Below are 10,924 nucleotides of genomic sequence, written 5' to 3'. Positions count from 1 at the left end.
TCCTCCTGGTGTGTGCGCGTGCGTCGTCGCCCGTTCCGTCGGAGTGGGGGTGGCGGCCGGGCGAGCCGTGGGGCGTGTGACGGGTGAGGCGGCGGATCAGGTGAGGGCGCCGTGCGGGGCGCGTCCGGAGGGCCGTCCCTAGGGCCGCGGGCGTGCCGGGTCGTGGCCGGTGCCGACCTGCCGGTTCTCACCGTCGACGAAGACCACCTGCGGCCGGTGCGTGCCGAGTTCGTCCTCGGGGACCTGGGCGTAGCTGATGACGATGACGAGGTCCCCGGTGTGGACCATCCGGGCGGCCGCTCCGTTGACCCCGATGACGCCGCTGCCCGCCTCGCCCTCGATGACGTAGGTCTCCAGCCGGGCGCCGTTGTCGATGTCCACGACGTGCACGAGTTCGCCGGGCAGGAGGTCGGCGGCCTTCATCAGGTCGGTGTCGATGGTGAGCGAACCGACGTAGTGCAGGTCGGACTGGGTGACGGTGGCGCGGTGGATCTTGGATTTGAGCATGGTGCGGTGCTTCATGGTCGCCCCAAGCGGTGGGAGGGTTCTGCCACCACGGGAGGATGCCGAGATCGCGGGCGGGGGTCTCACCCCCTTCGGCGCGTCCGTTCGTACGCCCGGGGAGGTGGTACGGCGGCCTGGGCTGCCGTGATACCGGCGGGGTGCCCGTTCGGGCACCGCGGAGTGACCGCGTGGCGCGCCCGGTTCCGGGCGAGGCCGGTGCCGGGGTGGCGAGCACGCCGTGCCGGCGAGGACGTCGCGGGGCGGAGCGGGAGGGCAGGGGGCAGGGCGGGGCGGGGAGGGGCAGGCGGAGGACGCGCAAGAGCACGGAGGGGGCGGAGGGCGGGGCACGACCGGCCCCGCGGGTCTCAGCGCGCGGCGACCTGCTCGCGGCGTGGGCGCCGGCGCTCCGCGACGAACCTCACCGTGAGGGCCGCGCCGGTCAGATAGGCGGCGCCGCTCACGGCGAGCCCGCCGTGGATGCCCTCGGTGAACGCGGAGTCGACGGCCTCGCCGCGTGCGCCGCCGGCGGAGGGCCCGGTGCCCAGGCTGCCCTGCACCGCGTCGTGGACGAGCTCCCGGGTCGCGGCGGTGGACAGGTCGAGTGCGGCGGCGCGTTCGGCGAGTGCGGTGGCGAAGCCCCCGGCGACCACCGCTCCGATCACGGCGACCCCGAGGGCGTTGCCGACCTGCTGACTGACGATCGACGTGGCCGAGGCGATGCCCGCCTTGTCCGGCGGGACGCTGCCCATGAGCGCCGCGTTGGTGGGGGTCATGGTCAGGCCGACACCGGCGCCGAGGGGCACCAGCACCAGCGCCCACAGGGCGTACGGGGTGTCGGCGCCGACCCTGGTGAGCGCCAGCAGGGCGGCGCCGGTGGACGTCTGCCCGGCGACCATGGGAAGTGCCGGGCCGTGGCGTGCGGCGAGCCGCCCGGCCAGCGGTGCGGCCGCTGCGGCCGGCAGCAGCAACGGCAGCATCCGCAGGCCGGCCTGGAAGGGCGCGTACTCCTGGATCTGCTGGAGGAAGAGGGAGAGGAAGAGGAAGGAACTCAGCAGCCCGAACGCGCCCACGAAGAGCACGCCGTTGCACGCGGCGAAGCGGCGGTTGCGGAACAGGGCGAGGGGCAGCATCGGCTGCCGGGCGCGGCTCTCGGCCGCCAGGAAGGAGAGCAGCAGCACCCCTGCGGTGGTCAGCAGCGCCACCGTGCGCAGCGAGGACCAGCCGGCCTGCTCGGCCTCGATCAGGGCGTAGGTCAGGCAGCCCAGCCAGCCGACGCCCAGCAGCTGGCCGGACACGTCGAAGGCCCGCCGGGCGCGCGGCGTCTCGGACAACGCCCACCAGGACACGGCCAGTGCGGCGGTCCCCACGGGGAGGTTGAGCAGGAAGACGCTGGGCCAGCCGAACCCGTCGACCAGGACGCCGCCGAGCACCGGCCCGAGCGGCAGGGCGGTTGCCGAGACCCCCGCCCACACGCCGATGGCCCGGGCTCGTTCGCCCGGTTCCGGGTAGAGCCGGGTGAGGACGGCCAGCGTGGCCGGCACGAAGAGCGCCGCCCCGACGCCCTGGCCCACCCGGCCCGCGACGAGCACGCCGAGGGTGGGCGCCGCCCCGCAGAGCGCGGAACTGCCGGTGAAGACGGCCAGGCCGGTCAGGAAGACCCGCTTGCGGCCGAACCGGTCGCCGAGCGAGCCGCCGGTGAGCAGCAGACAGGCGAAGGCGAGGACGTAGGAGCCGACGACCCACTGGAGTCCGGAGACACCCGCGCCGAAGTCACGGCGGACGCTGGGCAGCGCGAGGTTGACCACCGTGAGGTCGAGCATCGACATGAACTGGGCCGCGCACAGTGCCGCGAACGCCCAGGTCCGTCCCCTCCCGTCCATGATCCCGGCCTGCCTTCCGGTCCGCGTGTGGCGGGGCCGTCACCGCGCCGCGGAAACCGTAGGCGCCCGCGGGCGGGCGTCGCAGCCCCCGGCGGGGCCCGCCGTCCGGGGTGCCCGGCCGGGCACGGCGGGGGCGGCCCGGCGGGAGCGCCCGTCGGGCCGGGCGAAGAGACCGCCTCCGGGGCCACGGTGCCGCCGCACGCCCGCTCCTACGCTGTCGCGGGCGGGCTCGCGGAAACGGCCGGCGGACCCCCTCGGCATCCCGTCGAAGGCTCACCGGCCTGCCCGGCAACCGGACGGAGGCGCCATGTCCCACCCCCACGTCGTCGAGTCGCTGAGCCCGGCGGAGTTCCTGAACCGGCATCTCGGGCCGGGACAGCCGGTCGTGGTGCGCGGCGCCCTCGACGGGTGGCCCGAGCCCCCGCCGTGGCACCTGGAGGACCTGGCCCGGAAGTTCGGGGACCACGAGGTCACGCTCTTCGACACGCTGTTCGCGCTGGAGGAGGTGGCGACCTTCGCCGAGTACGTCGACCGGCACACCGGTGCGGCGGTGCAGGGCGTGCCGCCCTACCTGCGCTGGTTCACCCGGCAGAGCGACGAGCAGATGATGGAGGCGGACGAGGCGTTCGCGGAACTGGCCGAGGACTGGACGATGCCGTCGTGGCTGCCGCGCGGGGACTACGTCTTCCCGCCGGCCGAGGGACCGGTGGACGCCGCACGCGACCGCTTCCCGGCGCGTGGCCTGTTCGTCTGCGGCCGGGGCGGGCGTACCCGGCTGCACGTCGACCCGTGGGCCAGTGACGCCTGTCTCTGCCAGGTCACGGGCCGCAAGCGGTTCGTCATGTACGCCCCCGGCCAGGGCCCGCTGCTCTCCGACGCCGAGGGCGTCGTCGACCTGGACGCGCCGGACGAGACGCGCTTCCCCCGGTGGAAGGAGGCGGTGCCCACGCTCGACGAGGTACTCGCCCCCGGGGACGCCATCTTCATCCCGTCCGGCTGGTACCACACGGCCGTCGCCCTGGACGACAGCGTGTCGCTGACCTGGAACTTCACCCACCGTGTGCACGAGGAGCGCTTCGCGGCGCACCTGCGCGCCGGTGGTGGCTCGGACCCCGTGGTCGCCTACTTCCTCAACCGGGACGGCGCTTCGTAGCGGGGCGGCGGTCTTCCCACGGTGCGTGGTCCGCTCGCTGCACGAACACCGCGTCCGGGGCGGAGGACCCGTCGAGGAGGCACCGGACCGCCGCCGGGTCGAGCCGCCCGGAGCCGGCGACGAACCGGCGCACCGAGGAGAACGGCCGGGTGGGCGCCGCCGCGAGAGGCAGCCAGGCGGTGAGGGCCGCTGCCGGCGCTTCCAGTGACACCGGCCGGTGCTCCCGCAGCAGGGCGTCCACCAGCGGCTGCTCCGTACGGACCACGGCGAGCAGCGGCACGCCCTGCTCGAGCGCCGCCAGCAGTGTGGCGCAGGCGTGCGCCGTCCCGAAGTCCAGGTGGACGAAGCCGGTACCGGCCGGCCTCGGCTCGCGCGTGGGGGCACCGGCCGGCGTCCGGGGGCAGGCCAGTGCCCGGGCGCGGGCCCGGAGGTCCGGGGTGGGCAGCAGCCGCGGCCGGCGGCTGCGCCCGTCGTGGAGGACCACGCCGCGGGGTTCCGGGACCCGCGCCGGGAGGGTGCCGGGGACGGCTGCCGGGAGGGGCGGTGCCCAGGCGGCGGTGGCGTCGTCGACCGGCCCCAGGGTGAAGACGCCCGAGCACAGGGCGCGCGCCGCGTCCTCCGCCTGGTGGAGGCGGTTCACGCCCGCCACGTCCAGCACCAGGTACGGGCGGCCGAGGAGGGCGAGGCAGTGCAGGATCTCGCGGCGGTTCAGCCGGGTGGGCAGCAGAGCCGGGACGGCACCCGCGCGGAGCGCACCGTAGAGCTGGGCCTGCAGATCGGCGTGGTTGCGCCGGAGGACCGCGACGACGTCGCCGGGGCGGACGCCTCCGGCGACGAGGCGGGCGGCGTGCCGGGCCACCGCCGCGGCGAAGCCCGCGACGGTGTCGACGAGTCCGGCTCCCGCGGTCCAGCGGACGTCGCTGCCGAGCAGCAGGTCGCCGTGCGCCCGCGCCGCCAGGTCCGGGACGCGGTCCAGCGGCGCTTCGCCGAGGCAGGGCACGGGGGCCGCCTCAGCCGCGGCGGGCGGGGCGCCGGCGGCGGGCGCGGGCCCGTTGCAGGGCGTCGTCGACGACGTCCCGCCCGGTGTGCGTGCCGGTCAGGTGGGCGGCCAGGGTGCGTATGGTCGCGTGCTCGAACATCGTCATCAGCGGGAAGTCGCGCCCGAGGGCCTCCTTGAGCGCCCGGTGGATGCGGACGATGACGACGGAGTCCGCGCCCATGTCGAAGAAGCGGTCCCGGACGGTGAGGCGTGTGCCGTCCGGGAGTGCCGCACGGAAGACCGCGAGGATCTCCGCCTCGGTGTCGTTCTCGGCGCCGCCGTCCACCGGGCCGTCCCCGGCCCCGCCCGCCGCGTCCTCGGCGAGGCGGCGCAGGGCGGCCCGGTCGAGCTTGCCCCGGGCGGTCAGCGGCAGGGCGGGGACCTCGACGAAGGTGGCGGGGACCATGTGGTCCGGGAGGGTGGCGGCGAGGTGCCGGGCGAGCATGTCGGAGAGCCCTCCGGGGGCGTCCGGTGCCGGCGCCGCCTCGTCGGTGAGCACCCCGCCGAGCATGCCGTGCAGGATCTCGGCCGACTCGCCCAGGGCGAGGGCGTCGCGCAGCTCTTCGGTGTCCCGCACGAAGCCGACCTGGCAGAGCCCGATGCCGCACGCGGTGGCATGCCCGTCCAGGAGCTGGGTCATCAGTCCGGCTTCCAGGAGGCTGAAGTCGCGGGCCCGCTTGCCGTACAGCGGCTCGACGGCGTCCCGGTGGGCGACGAGGAAGAGGGTGAAGGCCGCGTTGTCGTGGGCCGGCCGGTTCTCCGGCGCGTGGACGCCGGCGTCGAGCACGGCGCCGGGCCGGATCTCGACCAGGCGGTGCCCGTCCGGGTCGTGGTAGTAGGTGCCGCCGGGCAGGCCCTCGACACGGCCCTCCGCGACGTGCAGGTAGGTCTGCACCGGGTAGAGGGCGCCGGCCGAGGCGTACCGGTGGCGCGGGAGGGCTCCGCCGTCGTCGTGCTCGGCGCACAGGGGCTCCAGCAGGCGGCCGAGCGCCGCCTGCGGGAGCGGGCCCGCCCCGTAGTCGCGGCGGCTGCGGCGCGGCGGGGGCGCATCGTCACCGTGGGGTCGCCCGGGGGCGGGGAACGGGTGGGCGGTGCCGTCGAGGCCGGTGCGCAGGCCGGGGCGGCGGGCCTTGAAGGCCAGGCGCTCCAGCGGGTCGGTGATCACGTCGCCGAGGGCCTCGTCGTGAAGGTCGCCGTCGGAGCCGGGAGCCTCCTCCGGCGCACCGGCCCGGGCGTCGCCGGCGGTCCCGGTGCCTTCGGGGACGACGACGGCCGCGAGGCGCAGGCCCTCGGGGCCGTCGCCGACGGGGGTGACGGCGGCGGTACGGACGTCGTCATGGTGCAGCAACGCCGCCTCGATCTCGCCGAGTTCGATGCGGTGCCCGCGGATCTTCACCTGGGAGTCCTCGCGGCCGAGGATCTCGATCTCGCCGTTCGGCAGGCGCCGGCCCAGGTCACCGGAGCGGTAGAGACGCCGCCCGGTACGGGGGTGGACGACGAACGACGCGGCGGTGCGTTCCGGGTCCCGCCAGTAGCCGTCCGCCAGGCCGCTGCCGCCGATGTACATCTCGCCGGCCACCCACAGCGGGCACGGCTGCATGCGGTCGTCGAGAATGTCGATGGTGTGGTTCCGCATGGGCAGGCCGTACGGGATCACGTCGCGGTCGTCCTCGGTGACGTCGTGGGCCACACACCAGATGGCCGTCTCGGTCGGGCCGCCGGAGGCGACCACGCGCGCCGAGGGGGCCGCCGCGCGGACACGTCCGGGCAGGTCCAGGGGGATCCAGTCGCCGGAGAACCAGACCAGTCGCAGCGCCGCCAGGCCGGGGTGGGCGGGCCGTCCGCCGCCGTCCGGGTTGCCGAGGTGTTCCAGCAGCATGCGCATCAGGGCGGGCACGGAGTTCCAGACGGTGACTCCGTGTGCGGACATCAGCTCGATCCAGCGACCGGGGTCCTTGACCGCTTCGGGCTCCGGGAGCACCAGCGCGCCGCCGCTGCGGAGGACGGCGAAGAGGTCTCCGGCGGAGAGGTCGAAGCTGAGGGCGGACAGGGCGAGCGCCCGGTCCTCGGGGGTGAGGGCGCAGCGGTCGGTGAAGTCGGCGACGGTGTTGAGCACGGCCCGGTGCGACAGCGCGACGCCCTTGGGTTCGCCGGTGGAGCCGGAGGTGTAGAGCACGTAGGCCAGGTCGTCGGGGCGCTGTACGGGGGACAGCGGTGTGTCGTCGCCGGGCGCGTCCAGGTCGACGGGGATCGCGGTGGTGCCGGCGGCGGGTGCCCGGCCGCTGCCGCCGGGCGGGGTGAGGACCAGCCGTGCGCCGGAGTGGGCGAGCAGCTTGTCGCGGCGGCCCGCCGGCAGGTCGGGGTCGAGCGGCAGGTAGCCGGCGCCCGAGAGGTGGACGGCGAGGACGGCGACGATCTGCTCGACGCTCTTGCCGAGGGCGACCGCCACCGGGGAGCCGGGGGCGGCGCCGTGCTCGCGGAGCCGGCGGCCGAGGCGGCAGGCGTGCCGGTACAGCTCCCCGTAGGTGAGGGTACGGCCGCCGGCGAGGACGGCGGTACGGTCGGGGTGCCGTTCGGCCTGGGCGACGACGGCGGTGCAGAGCAGCTCGTCCGGCAGGTCGCCGGCGGTGTCGTTGGCCTGGTCCGTGATCTCGCGGTGCGCCGCGGGCAGGACGTCGGCCGTGTCGGCGTTCCACGCCTCCTCGTCGTCGGCGAGGGCGTGCAGGAGGTCGTCGTAGGCGGCGAACATGTCGTCCATGACGCCGGGCGGGAAGAGCGCCTCGACGGCGTCCCACTTGTAGGTGAGCGCACCGCGGTCCTCGTACACCTGGTGGTCGAGGAGGACCTGCGGGGTCTGGGAGACGGCGTGGACCGTCTCGCCGAGCCAGTCCGCTCCGAGTTCGCCCCGGCTGAAGTCCTGGTCGCGGCCCTGTTCCCGGGCGCTGGCGAAGACGATGCCGGCGTAGGCGCCGGCGGACACGCCGCGTGCGCGGGCGATCTCCCGCATCACCTCCACCCCGCTGAAGAAGCGGTGGTCGAGATCGCGCCACAACTGGTGCTGGATGCGGTCGGCGAGGGCGAGGAAGCCGCCGCCGGGGCGGAGGTCGACCTCCAGCAGCGTGACGGAGGTGAAGTCGCCGATGATCAGGTCGATGTCGGGATGCAGCGGGTGCCGGTTGAACAGCGGCACGTCGATCGTGAAGTGGCTGGTGCGGCTCCACGCGCCGAGGACGGTGGCGTACGCGGCGAGCTGCACGGCGGAGGGGGTGATGCCGCGTGCGCTCGCCCGTTCCTTGACACGGGCCCAGCGTCCGGCGTCCAGCCGGGAGACGCGGCGCCGGCGTTCCGGCCGGGCGCCGGGGGGCAGTCCGGTGCGGGAGACGGGCAGTTGCGGGTTGGGCGGCAGTGTCGGGAGACGCTCCTGCCAGTACGCCTTCGACCGGGTGTACGCCTCGGTGTCGCGCAGGCCGCGCGCGGCGAGGACGTAGTCGCGGAAGGAGACGGTGAGCGGCGGCAGTGCGGCGTCCCCGCCGGCGTACAGATCCCCGAGCTCCAGGAAGAACAGCCGGACGCTGGCGACGTCGGCGACCAGCAGGTCCAGGCTGACGTGGACGCGCGCCCGGCGGTCCCCGTCACCGCCGGTCCAGGTCACCCGGACGTCGAACATGGGCCACTGGTCGAGGGGCAGGACCTGGTGGCCGAGTTCGTCGCGGACCCGCTCCAGGTGCGCGTCGAGGGCGGCCGGGCCCGCTCCGCGGAGGTCGTACTCGGTGACGGGCACCTCGCCCACGTCGGGAAGGATGCGCTGATGCCCGTCGGCGGAGATGACGGCGCGGAGCATCTCCTGCCGGTCCACCAGCGCGTCGAGGGCCGTGCGCAGCCGCTGCACGTCCAGGTCGGGGCAGTCGTACTCGGTGTAGAGGTGGATCGAGGACCCGCCGAGGTCGTAGGCGCTGCTGCGCCCGACCAGGTAGCCGTGCTGGATCTCGGTCAGCGGGAACGGCTCGTGCCGGTGCGCGGGATCGGCGACGAGTTCGGGCCAGGCGATGCCCTCCGTGCCGTCGCCGCGCAGGCTGTTCAGCACCCGCCCGGCCACGTCGGCGAGGCTTCCGCGCACGAAGTCGGCCATGGGGAGGGTGAGGTCGAAGTCCCGGCCGAGGGCGTACCGGAGCTCCACGATCCGCAGCGACTCCAGCCCGAGGGCGATCAGCGGCGTGTCCTCGGGCACCTCCTCCGGCGGGACGGCGAGCGCCGCGCCGATGCGCCGGCGCACCTCGGCGGTGACCACCTGGGCACGCAGCTCGGGGGCGAGAGCCAGCACCATGTCCCGCAGCGGGGCGGCGGCCGGGGTGCCGGTACGGGCCTCCGCGGCGCCGCGGCCGGGCTCGTCGGCGCCGGGCCGGCCGCGTGTGGTGTCGGAGTGCAGGGCCTCGATCCCGCCGTCGAGGAAGGACTGCCGGCAGGTGGTGCGGCGGATCTTGCCACTGCCGGTCGTGGGGATGTGGTCGGGGTGGACCAGCAGCACGGTGTCGGGTTCGACCTCCTGCTCGGCGGCGACCCGGGTCCGTACCAGCCGGGCCAGTCCGGCGAGCTCCGGCGCGTCACCGTGAGCCGGGTCCACGCCCTGCACCACGATGAGGCGCTCGCCCTCCTCGGCGTCCACGGAGAAGGCCGCCCCGGGGGCCGCCGTGAGGGCCGGGTGGGCGCGGCGGGCGGCGGCCTCCACGTCCTGCGGGTGGATGTTGCGGCCGCGGATGATGACGAGTTCCTTGAGCCGTCCGCAGACGACGACGTCCTCGCCGTGGCGGAAGGCGAGGTCGCCGGTGCGCAGGTAGGGCCCGGCGCCGCCGGCGAGGCGGCCGGCGAAGGTCTCCTCGGTCTGCTCGGGGCGCCGCCAGTAGCCCTGGTTCACCACGTCACCGCCCACCCAGATCTCGCCGACCTCGCCCTGCGCGCACTCCGTTCGGGTGCCGGGGTCCACGACGAGCATCCGGACGCCGGGGTGGGCGGGGCCGCAGCTGACGAGATCCAGGGTGCGGGAGGTGCCGGGCCCGGCCGGCTGCGCCGTGCCCTGTTCCAGGGCGGCCGCGTCCACGGTCAGGGTGAGCGGGTCGGCGCCGCGGCGGCCGCAGATGCCGAGGGTGACCTCGGTGAGGCCGTAACCGGGGAACCATGCCTCGGGGCGGAAGCCGTGCGGGGCGAAGGTCTCGGTGAAGGCGTCGATGGTGCGGCGCTGGACGCGTTCGGCGGCGTTGAACGCCGCGTGCCAGCGGCTGAGGTCGAGTTCCGCGCGCTGCTCCGGGGAGACGTGCTCGACGCACCGGTCGTAGGCGAAGTTGGGGCCGCAGCTGAAGACGGGAGCGGTGGCGTCGGAGACCGCCTTGAGCCACCGGAAGGGCTCGGCGACGAAGTCCTCGGGGGCGAGCAGAGTGCAGCGTCCGCCGATGAACTGGGACATGGTCACGGTGCCGGCGATGCCGAGGGCGTGGTAGACGGGCATCCAGGTGACGGTCTCCGCGCCGTCGGGCAGCCCGGCCAGGTCGCGGAAGACGCGCAGCTGCGCGAGCAGGTTGGCGTTCGACACCATGACGCCCTTGGGGTTGCCGGTGGAGCCGGAGGTGTACTGCATCAGCGCCAGGTCGTCGTCCCGGACGGCCGGCGGGGTCCACAGGTCCGGGTCCGCGTGCCGGCCGTCGACCGCGATCCAGGGGACGCCGGGTGCGCCGCCCGCCTGCCAGGCGGCGCGCAGCTCGTCCACCCGGGCGCCGTGACAGACCACGGCTGCCACATCGGCGTCCAGACCGACCTGCACGAAGCGTTCCCCCTGGACGCCGTCCGGCGCTCCCTTGGGCGGGGCGCAGGCGACGATGCAGGAACCGGCGTAGTAGCAGCCGAACTGGCCGGTGACGAAGTCCTCGCCGGGCGGCAGCAGCAGCAGGACCCGCCGCCCGCCCGCCCCGTGGTGCTGGAGGGTGGCTGCCATGCTGCGCGCCCGGGTGTCGAGCAGGCCGCGGCTGAGGTCGAGGGGCGGCAGCTCCCGGCCGTCACGCTCGTCGAAGGCGGTGAAGCGGAACGCGGCCGCCTCCGGATCGGCCTCGACCCGTTCGCGGAGGATGCCGAGCAGGCTGCTGCTGCGAAGGCCCGTGTCGTTCGGGAGGCCGACTGTCATGACGCTGATCCCCAATCTCGACGGTCTCGGACGGTCGCGACGTCAGGCGGCCGTACGCGTCCGAGGAGAAGGATGGGAGGCTGCCGGCCGCCGTCCCAGACCCGAGTGAGGTGACCGAACGGGCACCTGTGAAGGTCGCCCGACTGCCGCGCAGTTCGAGGCTGCATGGCGGTTCCGCT

General features: G+C 75.1%; 5 protein-coding genes. 1 reads left to right on the top strand and 4 read right to left on the bottom strand.

Features of this window, described 5'->3' with window-relative positions; translation table 11 throughout:
- Positions 1–138: 138 nt before the first annotated feature.
- Together panD and HOY81_RS05425 are read right to left on the bottom strand one after the other, a co-directional pair.
- Complete coding sequence (gene panD, locus HOY81_RS05430) at positions 139–522, bottom strand: aspartate 1-decarboxylase (RefSeq protein WP_237318728.1); 384 nt, start codon at positions 520–522, stop codon at positions 139–141.
- Positions 523–869: 347 nt separating this feature from the next.
- Positions 870–2,384 carry an MFS transporter gene (locus HOY81_RS05425; protein WP_237318726.1) on the bottom strand — a complete coding sequence of 505 codons (1,515 nt, stop codon included), beginning with the start codon at positions 2,382–2,384 and terminating at the stop codon, positions 870–872.
- Positions 2,385–2,691: 307 nt separating this feature from the next.
- Between HOY81_RS05425 and HOY81_RS05420 the strand changes: the two genes are divergently transcribed.
- Positions 2,692–3,537 carry a cupin-like domain-containing protein gene (locus HOY81_RS05420; protein ID WP_237318724.1) on the top strand — a complete coding sequence of 282 codons (846 nt, stop codon included), beginning with the start codon at positions 2,692–2,694 and terminating at the stop codon, positions 3,535–3,537.
- On the opposite strand, the gene HOY81_RS05415 is transcribed toward HOY81_RS05420, so the two are convergent.
- Together HOY81_RS05415 and HOY81_RS05410 are read right to left on the bottom strand one after the other, a co-directional pair.
- The gene (locus HOY81_RS05415; RefSeq protein WP_237318722.1) at positions 3,515–4,537 is read right to left on the bottom strand and encodes an AMP-binding protein; all 1,023 of its coding nucleotides are present in this window, start codon (positions 4,535–4,537) and stop codon (positions 3,515–3,517) included. The genes HOY81_RS05420 and HOY81_RS05415 overlap by 23 nt on opposite strands.
- 10 nt (positions 4,538–4,547) lie before the next feature.
- Positions 4,548–10,745, bottom strand: a complete 6,198-nt coding sequence (locus HOY81_RS05410) for a non-ribosomal peptide synthetase (protein ID WP_237318720.1) — start codon at positions 10,743–10,745, stop codon at positions 4,548–4,550.
- Positions 10,746–10,924: the final 179 nt, after the last annotated feature.

The organism is Streptomyces sp. JJ36, from assembly GCF_021696945.1.
Lineage (GTDB): Bacteria > Actinomycetota > Actinomycetes > Streptomycetales > Streptomycetaceae > Streptomyces.
Note: the sequence above shows the minus strand (reverse complement) of the source record. Positions and strands in the feature narration are given on the sequence as shown.